The organism is Microcoleus sp. PH2017_08_TRC_O_A (genome assembly GCF_020738665.1).
Classification (GTDB): Bacteria; Cyanobacteriota; Cyanobacteriia; order Cyanobacteriales; family Microcoleaceae; genus Microcoleus.
The window spans coordinates 1-15,440 of sequence record NZ_JAEQCE010000038.1 but is presented as its reverse complement, the minus strand read 5'-3'; the positions used below and the strand labels follow the sequence as shown (position 1 = coordinate 15,440).

The following is a 15,440-nucleotide window of genomic DNA, read 5'->3' as shown; positions in this document are numbered from 1 at the left end:
TAAAATGTTAATTGAGAATGGTTCAATATGTCAGCAATACACGGCTTATATCAATTCCAGTTGTACCGGAATGATTGTTGATTTTTGATAATTGATTGTTGATTGTTGATTGAAGCAAAGCTCCGAATTCTCATTACAAGCCCCGAATAATTCTTCAATCTAAAATCTAAAATCTAAAATCTAAAATCTAAAATTGATCGACTTTCAACTAGACAGGGGTGATACTAGCGATCGTCCCACCTTGTTTGTGAATCCGTTGATAGGTTTCGGATAGCTCGTTAAACGACACCAGGTAAACTTGGTTGCTGCGGCGAAACTTGGAAATCCGATTCACCACATTGGCGCGATAGCCGGTAACTTCAATGCGATAGACTTTTCCGTTTTCATCCGATCCAGCGCCATGACGAGTCCGAGCGCTACCGGATGGATTGCGGAATGTCGATCCGCTGCTGGCTGGAGAAATTACGGCGGTTGGCGTGCCCTGAATTACTAGGGAATTCAAACGCGGACTCTTACCAGCCAGATTTCCCTTCAAGCTGCTGCTACAAGCACCTCGCACCAACTCGAAGGTATGGGTAAACTGCACCATGCTTTGACAAGCTTCGGTTTTGTATCCCCGGATGTAGGGAACAATGTCATCTCCAAAAGTATTCTGGTATTCATCGCTATCGAGATAAGAATCGATCTCAGCCTCAAAGCCCTTGGTATCCAGAATGGTACTTTTGCTCCGCATTTCTTCGAGATCCAGCGGAGGGCGACCAAGTAGATGTCTGAAGTTGAGTTCGATCGCCCGATAGCGAGCACAACTATCGAAAAATCGCGATCGATACAAGTCAGACTTTGCAACCCGACGCACAAACTCCCGTACCGTCAGTTCATCGCGTTTAAACTGCGACTCACAAACGGTGAGGCGTTCGCTCTCCATGACGTAGGCATTTCCCAAAACTTGTCGGTATACTGCCTGAATGATGGTTTCAAGGTCTTCATTGGAGTTACCTGTAACCCGCTCTATTGGTGGGGTTTCATCAAACAGGCTCACTCCCAATCTTGAAGCTGGTCCAAAAGCCATTTAACACTAATCTCCCAAATTAACTATCAAGTGGGTGGGAGAATTGACCCCATCCAAGTGCCGATCCCACCTACAATTACATATAACAAGTAAAGAAATGAGTCAGAAAATGGTAAAGAAATCGGAAAGATTCTCAATAAGTAATAAATCGTGATTTTTGGCAATATTTGTTAAGAAAGCTTTGGCCAATGGTTTCTGAGCTTCCCTTGGGTCAATCGAATAAATTCGGGGGAAGAGAGGATTTTCGATTTTCGATTTGGGATTGATTCCACGGATAAATCACGTGGCGGGTACCACCTGTGAAATTCTTGGTCAAAACTTGTTGACATCTCGATCGCAAATCGGTAAAATTTGGGGCCCAAATGCGAATAAGATGTTGAGGAGCCAGCATGGCGATCGCCCTAGCCCTATTGGTATTAGAGCGCTCTGGTTCGCTAACTCAATCTTGTCTAAAAGTCAATAAGTGGCTTTGTACTTTCCCCCAGCCTCTTGATTATGAGGATTCTCTTGGTTGAAGACGATCTGCGCCTTGCAGAAACGTTGGCAGAAGCCTTGACAGACCAGCGCTATGTTGTTGATATAGTTACCGATGGGGAATCTGGATGGCATCAAGCAAAGATGCTCAACTATGATTTGCTGCTGCTAGATTTGATGTTACCAGAACTTGATGGAATTAGTCTCTGCCATCGATTGCGATCGCACGGCTATACTATGCCTGTCCTGATGATCACAGCCCGTGACACCCTCAGTGATGAAATTAATGGGCTTGATGCTGGGGCTGATGATTATGTAGTCAAACCCGTGGACTTGCAAAAACTATTTGCTCGGATTCGAGCCTTATTGCGTCGAGGTAGTAGCACTTCTGGGCCGATTTTAGAATGGGAAGAAATTCGCCTCAACCCCAGTACCTATGAAGTTAGCTATAGATACACCCCACTCCATCTCACGCCCAAAGAATACGCGCTTCTGGAACTTCTGTTGCGAAATGGTCGCCGTGTTCTCAGTCGAAGTGTCATGATCGAACACGTCTGGTCGTTGGAATCTCCACCAGAAGAAAATACTGTCAAGGTTCACATCAGAGGTTTGCGTCAAAAACTCAAAGCTGCGGGAGCTGCTGAAGATTTAATTGAGACAGTTCACAGTATGGGGTATCGTCTCAAGCAATCAGATTCCAGTACAAATATGATAAAAACCCCTCTGGAATTGAAAACTACACGGTAAAAACATTCACTTAATTGAGGGGGAGACGGGGAGACGGGGGAGAGGGGGAGACAAGGGAGACGGGGAGACGGGGGAGAGGGGGAGACGGGGAGACGGGGAGACGGGGGAGACGGGGGAGACGGGGAGAGGGGAAGAGAATTCTCGATTGTCATCGAAATATAGAATTTAACTGCGGCACGCAACAGCTTAGGATCTCGAATTAAATAATTTACACATATTTGTGGGATGGGCCAGAAGAACAATAAAAATTGTAAGTTATTTAATTCTCATTCCTTGGCAGAGATAAAGGACACGGCAGTGCCGTTTCCCTACGGGGCTCTTACGGTTTACTTCATCAACGTGGACTCTGCTGTAATATCATGTCCGGCCTATTATTAATATGGTAAGGGCCCTTTCAACAACAATACCCGCCAATAATTGACAAGCTCAAAAACCCGCTCTTGCCGGCATATTATTATGGTAAATCGCTCGTCCAGGATATAATAAGCAGAACCCCGACTTCTTTAATAAAAAGTCGGGGATATAATAGCACAAAACAATACTAAAGCTAGGCTTCAGCAGAAACCAATTCGACTTCATCTTCTTTGAAGTGAGCTCGAAATTTTTTGTCAAACTGAACTAGCACCGGCCAATTGGCACTGACAGGTCTGCCGTGCCATTCGTGAACGATCGCCACGATTTCTCCTTCCATACCCTTAATCTCAACTGGTTGACTGCGATTTTCCGGGTGGTGGTAGACAACAACAGAGTTTTTAACGCAAACGCGATCGCCAATTTTCATAGCTAAAAAATTTAGTGTTCTTTCTTCAAAACTCTACAAAGCCTGCAAGTGCAGAACACTTGTTGGCTTTGGGGACAGTCTTTTCATCTTCCCACAGAAGTAGAGCGAATACTCAAAGAAAATTGGCGGTTGTTTGTCGGTACTTCGATTCCGGGAAGCCTGAATGCCGATCGACTCTAGCTCGATCCCCACCGCCCGATCGGCATTTAAACCGATCGGGCGGATTCTGCTGTGCCGGAATTGATCCAGGCTAATCGACCAGCGATCGGCTTAACTGATCCAACCAACACTCAACATCAACGGCGAGAGTTTGACCCAACTCCAGCAACTGCCGGATCGAAGACAACTCCCAGCCACCGTCTGAGCCGACGATATCTAAAGCAACCGGGTCAACCTTATTTTCGCCGTCCGAAGTAGCTTGCCGTTGCAGCCAGCCCAAACACAGAGGCACAATTTGACTGTACAGAGAATCGAAATACAGTTCCTGCGATTTGTCCAAACACAAACCCAGACTCAGCCGATCGCCCACAGCAATCAAACGCTCGATGTACCGGATATCGGCTTCTAACTCCAGAGGCGATCGTTCATCTACGCCCGATCCTGCTTGCAGCAGCGTGTCTAGCGATCGCCAAACCAGCCGTTCCAAAATTTGCTTAACTTCAGGAACCTTCAACCGACTGCGGAGGAGACCGGCTTCAGTGGCGATCGCTTCAATGTCAGCCAGCAGAGGTTCCGCGTCTCCGGTTTCCAGTTCCAGCGCCTTCGCCGCCGTCAAACAGCGGTGTCCCAAAGCCACCTCAGCAGCCACTTGCAACTCAACCGGCACCGGCAACTCATCGCGATGGAAAGCCATCATCACCCCGTAATTTTCCCGATAAACCTGAGTGTAAAGTTGATCCAAGCGAGTCAAATTTTCTTGACTCAGCAACTGGACGATGCGGTGGCGTTCCTCTGCGAACAAATCCCGCAAGCTAAACGACTGATCCCCAAACAACCGCACCATTTCCAGAATCGCGTGGGCCGCCGAAGCTTCTTGCAGAACTCCAAACAACCGCTCTTTGAGCATATTGTAAGACCGGCGGCTGCCAAAAGGCTGAATGCAGCAGTGGAAATCCCAGCCCCCAAGGTGGAATGCAGCAAACACAAACACGTCTGTTTCCCGGGTAATTTCCGAGGTTAACTGCAATTGACCCACAGCCAGAGTCATCGAACCCATGCGCTGAATTTGGAAATCTTGCTGTTCGGCCTGATAGCAGTAAACTCGCTGTTCGCGGGGATATTTGGCAAACAGAGCACTAATCGCGTAGTGGGCGGCGACTTGTTTGAGACTGACTTGGGCTGTTGTCACCAGTTGGCGGTAAACTTCTGCGCCTGTTTTGAAAGAGTCAACGTTGCTGGGTATTAGGGCTAGTCGATCGATAAAATCCTGTTCTAGCTGAACACCAGCAACTTCCCCCGCCAATTCCAGCGCCCTGGCGGCGTAGCGCAAAATTTGCACGCCTTCGGGGCGAGAGACTTCTTCAAAAAACCAGCCGCAGCTAGTGAACATTAACAAAGTGTGGCGCTGCATTTCCAGCAGGCGCAGGGCGTCTACCTGTTCGGCGGCATCCAGTTCGCGAATTTGATGGCGTTGGAGGAAACTGTCAACATTCGCGGGCGATCGATCGCGGATGACATCAATATATTCATCTCTGGCTTTCCAGGGATCGCAAAACAGCTTGCGCCCCGCTTCCTCATAAATCGGAATCAGTCGATCGCGCAGCCAATTCAAAGTATCGCGCAAAGGCTTGCGCCACAGGAGATGCCACCCGCCGCCGCCACCGCACCCACAATCATCTTGCCAGCGATCGACCCCGTGAGAACAACTCCAAGCCGTCACCGGTTTGAGTTCCACTTCCCAAGTGCTGGGATTTTGACCTAAATAATGAGCATAATTCGTCACAGTCCAGCCGCGGCGGGGAAACTCCTCTGTGAAAGCGTAGGCGAGACATTTTTCCGTACTGTTTTTGTGGTGGCCGAAAGTTTCGCCATCTGTGGCCACGGAGATTAATTGAGCCGGTCTGTGGTCTCCCCGCACTGCTTGACCCAAGCGCCCAGCCAAGTGGTGGCTGCTGCTGAGAACGTCATTGAAGCCCATATCCCGCGAGATCGGGCCGTCGTAGAAAAAGATATCGATGTAGGGAGTGTGAGGATTTGGGGCTGAGGACTGCTGGCCGTGTCCGCGAGTAAAGTGGTAAGTGCTCAGGGGCGAAAGTTGGTGGTCAGCCATCAACCGCATTTCCGGCTTCAAATAGCAGCGGTAGGGGCGAGTCGGATCGATTTGGCCGCCGCCGACTTCGTGCCATTCGCCATCTGTTTGTTGCTCTCCTTCTTGGTTTTGCGCGATTAGCGGGCGGCAGCGTTCGGCTTGGGAGGGGGCTAAGACAATAAAACGAATGCCTTCAGCCACCAAAACTTCCAGGGTGGCGTAGTCTACGGCGGTTTCGGCGAGCCACATTCCTTCGGGATGGCGATCGAATCTAGAGCGAAAATCTGCGATCCCCCAGCGAATTTGGGTGTATTTGTCTCGCTCGTTCGCCAGCGGCATGATGATGTGATTGTACACTTGGGCGATCGCGTTGCCGTGACCGTTGAGGCGCTGACAGCTTTTGCGATCGGCTTCCAGAATCCGTTGGTAAACTTCGGGATCGTAGCGTTCCAGCCAGCTCATCAGAGTCGGGCCGATGTTGAAGCTGAGATATTCGTAGTTGTTGACGATCCCGGCGACTTCACCGCGATCGTTGAGTATGCGCGCAAAGGCGTTCGGGCGGTAGCACTCGTTGTCAATGCGTTCGTTCCAGTCGTGGAAGGGAGAGGCGCTCCCTTGGCGCTCGATCGCGTCTAGGTAAGGGTTTTCTCGGGGGGGTTGGTAAAAGTGACCGTGAATCGTCACGCACACTCCAGTTGCAGTTGCGGCGGTGCTTTGGGTTGCAGTCGTTACGGTTGGTGCAGACACAGAGAGCACGTTGGACTGAGTTTTAGAAATCGAAACCATGCGATCGAATCCTCAAGTAGTTAAAGACATGAAAACCAGCCTAATCAGTAAGTTAAACCTTACGCAGCAGGCGTTTGGGCTAGGCATCTGTAGGTGCTAAATTTTGGCAGATAATTTTTGATTCATTTGTAGTATTTCGAGCAAAGCATTCGTTGCAATATACCAACCGTCGATCCCTGAGTTTTTCTGCCAATGCTTTGCTGTTGAAAGAGTTATAAAAGTTAGCTGTTGCTGCTTTGTGGCACTTTCGACCCATTTCAGGTTAGTGCGTGCAGGGCTGCTCGTTGAGAGTTTATATTTACATTGCTGCATCTTAAAGTCTTATTCATTAAATGGCAAGTTTTCCCCGGAAAAATTTAATCTTTGGCGATCGATCGATGGTGGTTGTGCTGTTGAAAGTTAACAATAGGGTGAAACCCCTCAGCAGCCCTAATTTTTGCTGAGGGGGTCTGTTGCACGGCATTGCTGCGTTGTGTCAATCCAAAATCTTTTGTTGAGTTTTCTTTGTGAAATGTTCCCTTTACCGACACCAGTAACTTATCGAAGCCAACAGATAGCCTTGATGCGATCGGGTGCGTGGGGATTTTCATGTCGGGAGCATCTCAGTTTTGCATTTAATAGTGCGAGCACTTCAAGAGCTCGCGTATCGTATAATACGCGAGCTCTTGAAGTGCTCGCACTATATGAAAAAAATGCTTTTTACACAAATGAGATGCTCCCTTCATGTCTCACCTCTACTTGAGGCAGACTGCTGAAACAGCCTCGATACAATACCCTTCAAAATGTGCGGAATCAACTTCGGCCCCGGCAGAAAAACAATCCCTAGCTGCTGCATCAATCCCAGCGCATCGCCTTCCAATGCTCCACAATTTTCCCGTCTTCTAGACGAATGCTCCACAATTTTCCCGTCTTCTAGACGGTCGATGTGCATAATTGACAGCTTGATTTGTTTACCAGTCGGCGGCAGACTCTGAAACTCTCCCAGATGCGTCGCCGTAAATATCCCACAAGTGACAACTTTATCTCCTGCGACAATCACTTCATCAAAGACGTGTTCCCCATTGGCAAAGGCAAGATAAAACGCCATCCCCAATCGCTTGAAACCTTCACTATCTAAAAGCTCAGGAATACCAGCCAGATGAGCGGAAAAATTTGGAGCAAGCAGCTTTAAAGCTCGATCCATCTGGCGATCGTCAAATGCCTTGTAGAAATCCAGAACCGTAGCTTTATTTTGTTCGGTTAACATTGACAGCTTCGTTTTGACCAAAATTGTAACCGATCGATCGCGCACACAGATCCAATTCCAGCTAAACGATCGATCGCACCAGGCCGCCTTCCACTCGCAAAGCAGCCCCGTTAATAGCAGACGCTACCGGACTGGCAACAAACGCCACCAGTGCAGCCACCTCCGAAGTCTCAGCAAAACGCTGGATCGGCGACGAAGGGCGAATCTTTTCAAAGAACTCTTTTTCCACCTGTTATGAGTATTGGCTTGTCTTCGATTTTATCTCAGAGAGCCAAGTGCTACTAATTAATATTGGGACTCACAATGAAGTTTACTAGCAGTTCCTAAGAATGTAGTTTACAGGTGGGTAAATATCGCACAACAACTCTCCCTTAGCGCCAATCATCCAATACAAAAACCTCTGGTCGATTGTAACCTGGATCGTTGGGCCTGTGCATTACTAAACCTGTACTTTCAGTGCGAAAATGGCGATCGACCATTCTGGTATAGGCGGCATCATGGCTCGTATTCACTCCAGCCCTGAGACGCAACATTTTTTGACTCGCCCCAAACGCTTCACAGACATCGAGCAACCGTTCAAACAGTTCGCCTGCTTGCACTCCCAGCCGCACAGCTCCAAATTTGACGTAACATACATCAGAACCAGCTTCGCTACCCGCACCACAATGACAAACAGCAAATCCTGCCAAACCTTTGTCATCCCACAGTAAAACCGTATCGCCCAAGTTTTGAGCCTCAACTGCCAAAATCTCGCGCGATAAGTCCAGCCCTGGATAAATAGCATCTGTCAGTTGGTAACATTCTTTGAGAAAGTGCGATCGCTCCTGCGGATTTAGTTCAGAATATTTTGTTACTGGTAAGTCCAACTCAACCGACTCAATGGGTTTTACCATGATAAATGTCAAAAAACGCGGGTAAAACCCGAATTTTTGATACAGCGCGTGGTGTTTTGGGCTGTTCGGAAAAGTAAATAAACCCGCCTGTCCTGTCTCCCATTCCGAGAATTTGTCGATCGCACATTCAATCAAAAGTTTAGCAACACCTCGACCCCAGAAGTCAGGATGAACGCTCAGCGGCCCCAAAAAACCGACACTCCCCCAACAAATAGCTATATTCGAGCCAACTAGCTGCCCATCAACCTCGGCGGCAAAAGCTGCTGTCGGATCGATTTGCGATCGGGTTTGAACATAGTTCGCATCAGCACAAAAATCTGTGGGTTCAGGCAATCCAATAAAAGTACCAAACGCTAGTCTAAAAATATGTTCAGCCGTCGATAACTCATTTTCTTGAAGCAGTCGAATAGAGATGTTCATTGCGATAGCTACTCGTTAAAAATATAAAAATTACCAACAATTAATATCTCCGAATTATTTGACAATTCGGAGATACTTGCCGCACGAGTGGCGTAATTAATTTTAGTTGTCTGCTGGCGACGGTCAAAATTTACGCGATCGCCTCAGCGGGTGCAGCTACAAAGTTTTTCAGCACATCCGGCTGTTGAGTGAATGCCAAATATTTGGCAGTCATTTCTGGTGTCAGGAACTCTAACATCAAATGGTTTTCCACCCAGAACTCAATCACATCAAAGAAAGATTCGCGATCGCAGCGCACGACTCGCCAACCTTCGCGCACTCCAATCTGTTCAATTTCGGTTTGACTGGTAGGGACGGACACGGCGGCATGAGTAGCTGTAAATTGAGACGCCTGAGGATTGTGCATGAAACCGCACCCATCCTGCCCGGAACCTGGACTGATTTCCACTCCCAAAGGCAAGACTTCAATGGCTGTACCGTGTTCATCCATCGCGACGACCATGTAGCTGTTTGGATGAACTTGAAAGGGCACTGCTTGACCTTTGAGGATTTCTGCCAGGACTTGGGCGACGTGCTGGGGGTTTTGAGCGGAAACGGAAATATGATGGATCATAAAACCTCTCTTGAGATCTGTACTTGTGGACTAAATCGGAGTGTAATGACGCTGCCCTGAAAGCGACTTTGGGGATACAAAAAACTGTGTAGAGTTGTCAGGTGCACATCCTGATGGACTACTACCAACATAGGAAGGCTCGCCCCTCTCCATCTTTTAGATTCTTGCGATTTTTTATAGATTCTTGCGGTGTTCGAGAATCATTTTTGGCGTGACACCCAACAATCGCTTGATGTGAACGTTCAAATGCGCTTGATTGGCAAATCCAACTTGTTGGGCAATTTCCGCGATCGACTCTTTTCCAGCTAGCAGCAAAATTTTTGCTCGTTCCACCCGACATCGAATCACAAATTGATGGGGCGTAAATCCAGTGGATTGCTTAAACAAGCGCGTAAAGTAGTGCGGACTCAGATGGGCGATCGCAGCTAAGTCTGCTAGTCCCAACTCCCCACCGAGATTTGCTTCAATATACTCAATAACTTGACGCAGTATAGACCGAGGCAATCCATCCGTGTAGCTTTTAAATTCTAGTTTCCGTTTACCGTACTTTTGCAGTAGATGTACCGACAGCATTGCCGCTGCGATTTCTGCATACAAGCGACTGCCAGCAGGATCTTGTTCGAGAACAGATTTAAGCGACAAACCAAGTTGATACACCAAAGGATCTGGCGTAGAAAAATGGGGCAATAGTTCGGTCTGAGTGAAATAGGCTGCATTGTCGATCGCACTGGAAACCAAAGAAGTATCTAGCCCAATGACAATCATCTCTCCTTCAGTGAACCAGCGAACGCTATGACCAATATTTGCAGGAACAACTACAATATCTCCAACATTGGTTGACTCGCTGTTAGAAATACCATCGATCGTGCGTTCTGAGACATTGGAACTTGTAAAGATACCAACGCCATCTAGCGGAATCGAAACTTCGGGGAGTTCGTAGGCAGATTGTTGCATGGCAATCACTGAGATTCCCTCCCACTGCGTTGCAAAACTGGTCAAGTGCGGTGGACGGGGAAACAGACTCACATACTCGCGGGGCGATCGAGCAATTGACGGTTGATGCTGCTGCATGGCACATTTACCGTTCAGGACTATTCCAATTATATGCGACTGCTGTCCCGGCGCCTTTCGTCCGCCCTCACCGTGCCGTGCAAGTGCCGTTCAGCCCCTGCACAGCCTATTTTCAGCCAACTTTCTCCACCGTAAATCTAATTTCTTGCCCGTAGGATAGTTCCAGAGTATGACCGTCCGGGTCTCGCAAAAAGGCCCAATAGCCGATCGGATATCCAGAATCTTTTGGTTCATCAACCAGCACACCTTCTTGACGTGCACTATCGCAGAGAGAATCCATATATTCCCTACTCTTGCAACCAACCCCAAGGTGTGCCAGCGGAGACAAAACTGGATGTACAGAGTTTGTCTGAATCAGCACAATTACAAAAGGACGAGTGCCATCAGAAAGCCATACAACAGCAACACCTGCTGCTGCATCAATCCGGCGGTGAACGACCTGCATCCCAGCATACTTCGAGTAGAATTCAATACTTTTCTCAACATCGGAAACTGGGAGTGCGATGTGAGTGAAACCGATATCAATCATTTGTGATGTTCCTCCATGCTTTAGACTTAAAACTTTATAAATACTCCGGGACGCAGGAGAGGTTAGAAACCGGGTTTTTTTACAAAAACTTTTCGCTGTAGCCCTCAGATTAGGTGAAAAACCAGGTTTCTTTAGTTTTAATACGTAAGTCATGACAAAATGACTTCATAATGTTCGACTGTTGGAAATGGGTCGTAAAAATGATGCAATAAGGAACGCCACATTTGATAATCTGGCGATTCTCGAAATCCAACGGTATGGTCTTCCAAACTTTGCCACCGCACCAGCAAAATATAACGATTTGTGTTTTCTATGCAGCGTTGCAGCTCGTGCGAGATATACCCCGGCATAGAAGATATAATAGCTGAAGCTGTTTTGAAAGCAATTTCAAAGTCAGCAGCCATATTAGGTTTAATGTCAAGAATTGCAACTTCTAATATCATAGATTTAATCAGATGCTCTCCACTTGGCAGCCTTCATATCCATTGCTTTAATAAATCCAGCTTTTCCGTCCATGTACGCCTGAATATTATCATAGTATTTATTTGCGAGTTCTTGTTTGAGCTCGCTGTATTGCTGTGCATCTTCAGGATGGGAAATCATATAATCTCGAAACCTTAAGTGACGCCCTATCTGTGGTGAGTTCACTTCAAACGTGTGAATGTGGTGCGTTCTAATCCCTGCCTCATTCCCCTTGCGAAAAAAACGACGACCCGATATCCCAAACTCACCCATTGCTTGATAACCTAATGCCTCAAGTGCTGAGTTTTGTGTATCCACTTTGATAATATCTTTGACCACAACTAGCATATCGATAATTGGCTTTGCATGAATTTGTGAAATTGCTGTGCTACCAATATGATGTATAGCGATCGCATTTTCGGTAAGTGCAAGTGCAATCTGTTTTGACTCAGCCTCAAAAACATCTCGCCAACTTGGATCGTGCGGGACGACTTCTACTTTGATAAAATCTAGTTTTCTTGACATGATTGATAATTATTTGCTCCTGTTGTTATTATCTAAGGTGAAGTAGACCGAAATTTTTCCTGAATAGCAGCATTTTCTATCTGGTTCCGAAATATATCGAGCATTCCGATAACTTCTCTGTGTAGCTCTAGATATTCATCCCTATCAAACACCGAATAATTTCCGTGTGCAATTTCGTTCCTTGTCTTCAAAAGCTTGGTGTCAATTAATACCGACTTAGTAGAGTAGATTGAAAAGTCTATTCCCAGAATATAAGTTATTTCCTTTAAAATTTCAGAAGATAGATTCGATGCAGTAGATATTACATCTTTAGGTAGGAGACATCTCTGATTCAATTCAGAAAGGAAAAAGTCACAAACAGGTATATACAATGATGGTTTATTTGTCTCTTTTGCCTCCTTAAGTTTTTCTTTCATAGCCAAAGCTAAAAAATTACTAGAAAGCTCCTGGTAGCTAAGCTTTTTTGAGATTATATATTCTAGATAAGAGTTTGCTGCTAACTTAACAAAACCTTCCCAATGGGAATACAGAATACATACTCCACCTCGAATTAATGCTTTATGTCTTTGGTCAGAAACATTTTTCGCTTCTATCAAAGATTTCATTTCTGAAAGTTCTTTCTTTCGCCAAGCAAGATCGGTAGCCAATTTATCACTTAATTGTTCCGCTGTTCGGATGCTCATAAAGGTGAAAATACCTTTCTACCAAGCGGAATCAGATAAGGTAAGCGTCTTGCTGCATTCATTCCAGCTCCCGACCATTGTTTATAAATTTGATTTGACCAAAGAGTTTTTATACGATTAGATATTTGGTCTATTTCAATTGGATTTTGATAGTTGTATCCAATTCCTAGTGCTACCACCTCATATAAAGATAATAGAAAGCCTCCGAGGAATTTATCCTGATCCGATTTATATCGCTTGAAGCTATCATCTCCCATAGCTCGATCGAGAATATTGAATGTTACATCGAACGCTTTCTCTATATGGCTGAAATCCAAATCTTTTTTAACAGCCATTTCACGCATTCTAGCAGTTAGGAACTCACTCACGTCACCACCCAACTTTTTAAGACTTTCATCATCTTGGTCGAAGAGAAGAATAAAACGCAATACTAATTCCATATCATACTGTTCTTCATAGAGTCGATCGCTCAAAGCAATGCAGCTTTTAAATGACTCGCGATCTGCCAGTGAACGCATCAAATCATACAAATTTTTATTCAACATTAAAAGAATGCAATTTCTTACTTCTTGTGGCGTGGCAATTGATCCTCCTGTATTTAGCCGCTGAAATAATTCATATTTAATCATTTCATCGCTTTCTTTTTCAACAATATTGACGGATATTTTGGCTCGCTTAATCAATAAACGTTGTACCTGACTAAAAGAGTTCTCTTTGTCGTCTGGGTCGTCCCATTTTTTGCCTTTCAAGGAAGGTAAGTATGTAGTTTCTTGTAAAGCGAAAAAAGATGTTTCTTGCTCTGGATTTTCAGGCTTCAAAAGACCGACAAATTCATAGATGGTTGAGAGTCTCTGCAAACCATCGATCACATCCCAAATCCCATCATCTCTTTGACTAACAAAAATCGGAGGAATCGGGATGCCTAAAAGAATTGATTCTATAAAAGTTGATTTTTGATAATCAGACCACCGAAAAAACCTTTGAAAATCTGGGTGAATATCGATTTCCTTATTTTCATAAAGACTGATCCACTCGCCAATAGACATTGAGTAGCTATCTGTCCGAATTTCTTGCCTTGTTTTGTCAATCTCTTCTTGTAGAGGCATGGCTGAAGCATTCCTAAGTATTATTATGTATAGCTATCCTTGCAGGGCAATACTTAGACATTATATCACTAGGCGAACATTTGAAGAAAGGAGGCCCAGAAATAGTCAACTTTGTTGTCAAGACCATGCGAAATCAGACCTGCTGAAGTTTCCAGGTATTTTCTACTGTAGTTTAGACTAAAAAATGAGTACAGCTAAAAGTAGCCACCTTTGAATCTCAGGCAAGCTGTTGCTTAAAAACTCAAGAGGGAGAAGATTAAATAGCTAATCTTGAAGACTTTTTGCGCCGAGAAACCCGTTTTTTGACAGTGGGATAGCACGGTGCCTTGGTACGTACCTTTCCTTTTTCCCAGCCAGGGGATTTTCCCCTATGTTTAGGGATTTTTGTAGGAGTCCCAATGTCAACTAAAAGCGAAAACATTGATTGAGCAACACGTCCAGGAGTTAAACTGATATTACCAGATTGCCAAGGTAAGACATTCTCAACCACTAAATCCCTAGCTAACCAGAGTTGCCAACTCATCAATGGCATTAAATCACTCCAACGCTCGGATTGTAGTTCTCAGATTAGGCAATGTCCAATGCAATCGTTGCTTGGCAAACCGATACCAATGATCCACTCCAAAACGTCGTAAATATTTGAACCAGACTGTTTCTAGAGGTAGAGTTCGTTCTCCCACCCAAGCCAACCATAAGGGTGGAAATGGCTGACCATTTGACATAGGCTTCATTCTTTCGACTAGGATTAAATTGACTTTTTGTCCAGGGGCGCGATAAAAATGTAAGTCAATCCATTGTCTGACGCGGACTTTTCCCAAATCTGGATGTTCGTCAATTTCAATCGCAGTATCCGCTTGAAGCCATGTGTTTGGGTCGTTGAGTCTCATTTTTTGCCCATGTTTCCGTGGTCTACCGCGACCACTATAGGCCGGTGGTGCTGACCACTCTTCAGGCATTCTTTCGGACTCTCATTAAACAATCAGCTTGAATGGAAGCTTGCGTTAGCGCCAGTACCCAACTTTGGGAAGCTGCTTGAAGTATGGGTGAAGACCCACTACTTATTCTTTCATGTAGCAGGGGTAATGCCCAACTTCCGATCGCTTCAGGTATCCACGCAATTGTACTGTATCCCTGTCCAACAATGGAGCCCCTCTGATATTCATGGGTTCTGTCTTTTAATGTTTTGGCATCTGGTCTCCCCCATGCAGTGTGGTCGATTGCTACTAATATGTGTTCTGTTGGGGGTGCTTTTTCCTGTAATTGCTCCAGATACAGCATCATCAGTTTTTTCCGGTCTGGTCTACAGTCTTGTAAGGCTTCATAGATGCGCTTGCCATTGACGAAGAGAATAATGGATTGAGCGAAAATTCCGCTAAACACGACGCATTTTTTGTGGTCATCACTGAATCCATCAGCTCGAATGTGGCATCCTTGGCTTTGGATAGGTTTTATTTTTCACCCTCATTCTCTCCCAGCGCGGTGGCTCTAGTTCTTCTTTTGCCACCGTTCTCATCTTTGGTTAGTCTAAACTACAGTTACTGAGTTACCGGCTGCACAGAAAGGTCTTAAACATACGGACAACGGGGAGAAACTGATTGTTTGGGAGCGGAATTTCAAATTGCTCGATCGCCCGATAGCCAAATTTTGTGTAAAATGGCTCTCCCGCCAGCGTTGCGATCGTCTCCACATCCAGGGCTATTTCGTTCTAGACAGTAGACAGGGTTTAGGTTTAGAGTTTAGAAGTCGGATTCACCCTAACTTATGATTTATGAGTTCCCTAGCAATTG

The 15,440-nt window shown here is 45.7% G+C and carries 18 protein-coding genes; 2 read left to right on the top strand and 16 right to left on the bottom strand.

The genetic code is table 11. The annotated features are described in order from the left end of the window. Window positions 1-208 precede the first annotated feature (208 nt). Window positions 209-1,069 (bottom strand): phycobilisome linker polypeptide, encoded by an 861-nt coding sequence (locus JGK22_RS15405; protein WP_293182351.1) that lies wholly within the window; start codon window positions 1,067-1,069, stop codon window positions 209-211. Between the two features lie 507 nt (window positions 1,070-1,576). Between JGK22_RS15405 and JGK22_RS15400 the strand changes: the two genes are divergently transcribed. Continuing rightward, on the top strand, window positions 1,577-2,290 hold the full coding sequence (locus tag JGK22_RS15400; protein ID WP_363319152.1) for a response regulator transcription factor: 714 nt from the start codon (window positions 1,577-1,579) through the stop codon (window positions 2,288-2,290). A 547-nt stretch (window positions 2,291-2,837) separates the two neighbouring features. Here JGK22_RS15400 and JGK22_RS15395 read toward each other — a convergent pair. Then, complete coding sequence (locus tag JGK22_RS15395) at window positions 2,838-3,071, bottom strand: ferredoxin-thioredoxin reductase variable chain (protein WP_293182347.1); 234 nt, start codon at window positions 3,069-3,071, stop codon at window positions 2,838-2,840. A gap of 48 nt (window positions 3,072-3,119) precedes the next feature. Between JGK22_RS15395 and JGK22_RS15390 the strand changes: the two genes are divergently transcribed. Next, window positions 3,120-3,251 carry a hypothetical protein gene (locus JGK22_RS15390; protein ID WP_293182345.1) on the top strand — a complete coding sequence of 44 codons (132 nt, stop codon included), beginning with the start codon at window positions 3,120-3,122 and terminating at the stop codon, window positions 3,249-3,251. A gap of 70 nt (window positions 3,252-3,321) precedes the next feature. Here JGK22_RS15390 and JGK22_RS15385 read toward each other — a convergent pair whose 3' ends face one another. The 14 genes from JGK22_RS15385 to JGK22_RS15320 form a co-directional block, all read right to left on the bottom strand. Beyond that, window positions 3,322-6,105 (bottom strand): DUF3536 domain-containing protein, encoded by a 2,784-nt coding sequence (locus tag JGK22_RS15385; protein ID WP_293197113.1) that lies wholly within the window; start codon window positions 6,103-6,105, stop codon window positions 3,322-3,324. Between the two features lie 356 nt (window positions 6,106-6,461). Further along, on the bottom strand, window positions 6,462-6,695 hold the full coding sequence (locus tag JGK22_RS15380; RefSeq protein ID WP_293206393.1) for a hypothetical protein: 234 nt from the start codon (window positions 6,693-6,695) through the stop codon (window positions 6,462-6,464). 131 nt (window positions 6,696-6,826) lie between these two features. After that, entirely contained in the window at window positions 6,827-7,351 is a 525-nt protein-coding gene (locus JGK22_RS15375; RefSeq protein WP_293206395.1) for an ester cyclase, read from the bottom strand. 61 nt (window positions 7,352-7,412) lie between these two features. Beyond that, entirely contained in the window at window positions 7,413-7,580 is a 168-nt protein-coding gene (locus JGK22_RS15370) for an SDR family oxidoreductase (RefSeq protein ID WP_293206398.1), read from the bottom strand. 142 nt (window positions 7,581-7,722) lie between these two features. Beyond that, the gene (locus JGK22_RS15365; protein ID WP_293206401.1) at window positions 7,723-8,664 is read right to left on the bottom strand and encodes a GNAT family N-acetyltransferase; all 942 of its coding nucleotides are present in this window, start codon (window positions 8,662-8,664) and stop codon (window positions 7,723-7,725) included. 130 nt (window positions 8,665-8,794) lie between these two features. After that, window positions 8,795-9,277, bottom strand: a complete 483-nt coding sequence (locus tag JGK22_RS15360; RefSeq protein WP_293206404.1) for a hypothetical protein — start codon at window positions 9,275-9,277, stop codon at window positions 8,795-8,797. Between the two features lie 174 nt (window positions 9,278-9,451). Next, a complete protein-coding gene (locus JGK22_RS15355; protein ID WP_293206407.1) occupies window positions 9,452-10,348 on the bottom strand; it encodes an AraC family transcriptional regulator in 897 nt (298 codons plus the stop codon). Window positions 10,349-10,460: 112 nt separating this feature from the next. Next, window positions 10,461-10,877 (bottom strand): VOC family protein, encoded by a 417-nt coding sequence (locus tag JGK22_RS15350; RefSeq protein ID WP_293190220.1) that lies wholly within the window; start codon window positions 10,875-10,877, stop codon window positions 10,461-10,463. A 149-nt stretch (window positions 10,878-11,026) separates the two neighbouring features. Beyond that, window positions 11,027-11,320, bottom strand: coding sequence for an antibiotic biosynthesis monooxygenase (locus tag JGK22_RS15345; RefSeq protein WP_293190218.1), 294 nt, complete (start codon window positions 11,318-11,320; stop codon window positions 11,027-11,029). 4 nt (window positions 11,321-11,324) lie between these two features. Further along, window positions 11,325-11,864 carry a GrpB family protein gene (locus tag JGK22_RS15340; RefSeq protein ID WP_293190216.1) on the bottom strand — a complete coding sequence of 180 codons (540 nt, stop codon included), beginning with the start codon at window positions 11,862-11,864 and terminating at the stop codon, window positions 11,325-11,327. Between the two features lie 32 nt (window positions 11,865-11,896). Beyond that, a complete protein-coding gene (locus tag JGK22_RS15335; RefSeq protein ID WP_293206409.1) occupies window positions 11,897-12,547 on the bottom strand; it encodes an MAE_28990/MAE_18760 family HEPN-like nuclease in 651 nt (216 codons plus the stop codon). After that, window positions 12,544-13,653 carry a DUF262 domain-containing protein gene (locus JGK22_RS15330; protein ID WP_293206412.1) on the bottom strand — a complete coding sequence of 370 codons (1,110 nt, stop codon included), beginning with the start codon at window positions 13,651-13,653 and terminating at the stop codon, window positions 12,544-12,546. The genes JGK22_RS15335 and JGK22_RS15330 overlap by 4 nt, the downstream gene beginning before the upstream one ends. Window positions 13,654-14,189: 536 nt before the next feature. Beyond that, on the bottom strand, window positions 14,190-14,540 hold the full coding sequence (locus JGK22_RS15325) for a hypothetical protein (RefSeq protein ID WP_293313131.1): 351 nt from the start codon (window positions 14,538-14,540) through the stop codon (window positions 14,190-14,192). Window positions 14,541-14,601: 61 nt separating this feature from the next. Then, window positions 14,602-15,033 (bottom strand): hypothetical protein, encoded by a 432-nt coding sequence (locus JGK22_RS15320; protein ID WP_293313129.1) that lies wholly within the window; start codon window positions 15,031-15,033, stop codon window positions 14,602-14,604. Window positions 15,034-15,440: the final 407 nt, after the last annotated feature.

What these genes read in the sequence shown, in the direction of transcription:
- JGK22_RS15360 (WP_293206404.1), bottom strand. Translation starts at nt 9,277, where the DNA reads ATGATCCATCATATTTCCGTTTCCGCTCAAAACCCCCAGCACGTCGCC.
- JGK22_RS15330 (WP_293206412.1), bottom strand. Translation starts at nt 13,653, where the DNA reads ATGCCTCTACAAGAAGAGATTGACAAAACAAGGCAAGAAATTCGGACA.
- JGK22_RS15365 (WP_293206401.1), bottom strand. Translation starts at nt 8,664, where the DNA reads ATGAACATCTCTATTCGACTGCTTCAAGAAAATGAGTTATCGACGGCT.
- JGK22_RS15395 (WP_293182347.1), bottom strand. Translation starts at nt 3,071, where the DNA reads ATGAAAATTGGCGATCGCGTTTGCGTTAAAAACTCTGTTGTTGTCTAC.
- JGK22_RS15340 (WP_293190216.1), bottom strand. Translation starts at nt 11,864, where the DNA reads ATGTCAAGAAAACTAGATTTTATCAAAGTAGAAGTCGTCCCGCACGAT.
- JGK22_RS15355 (WP_293206407.1), bottom strand. Translation starts at nt 10,348, where the DNA reads ATGCAGCAGCATCAACCGTCAATTGCTCGATCGCCCCGCGAGTATGTG.
- JGK22_RS15345 (WP_293190218.1), bottom strand. Translation starts at nt 11,320, where the DNA reads ATGATATTAGAAGTTGCAATTCTTGACATTAAACCTAATATGGCTGCT.
- JGK22_RS15335 (WP_293206409.1), bottom strand. Translation starts at nt 12,547, where the DNA reads ATGAGCATCCGAACAGCGGAACAATTAAGTGATAAATTGGCTACCGAT.
- JGK22_RS15325 (WP_293313131.1), bottom strand. Translation starts at nt 14,540, where the DNA reads ATGAGACTCAACGACCCAAACACATGGCTTCAAGCGGATACTGCGATT.
- JGK22_RS15375 (WP_293206395.1), bottom strand. Translation starts at nt 7,351, where the DNA reads ATGTTAACCGAACAAAATAAAGCTACGGTTCTGGATTTCTACAAGGCA.
- JGK22_RS15385 (WP_293197113.1), bottom strand. Translation starts at nt 6,105, where the DNA reads ATGGTTTCGATTTCTAAAACTCAGTCCAACGTGCTCTCTGTGTCTGCA.
- JGK22_RS15405 (WP_293182351.1), bottom strand. Translation starts at nt 1,069, where the DNA reads ATGGCTTTTGGACCAGCTTCAAGATTGGGAGTGAGCCTGTTTGATGAA.
- JGK22_RS15380 (WP_293206393.1), bottom strand. Translation starts at nt 6,695, where the DNA reads ATGAAAATCCCCACGCACCCGATCGCATCAAGGCTATCTGTTGGCTTC.
- JGK22_RS15350 (WP_293190220.1), bottom strand. Translation starts at nt 10,877, where the DNA reads ATGATTGATATCGGTTTCACTCACATCGCACTCCCAGTTTCCGATGTT.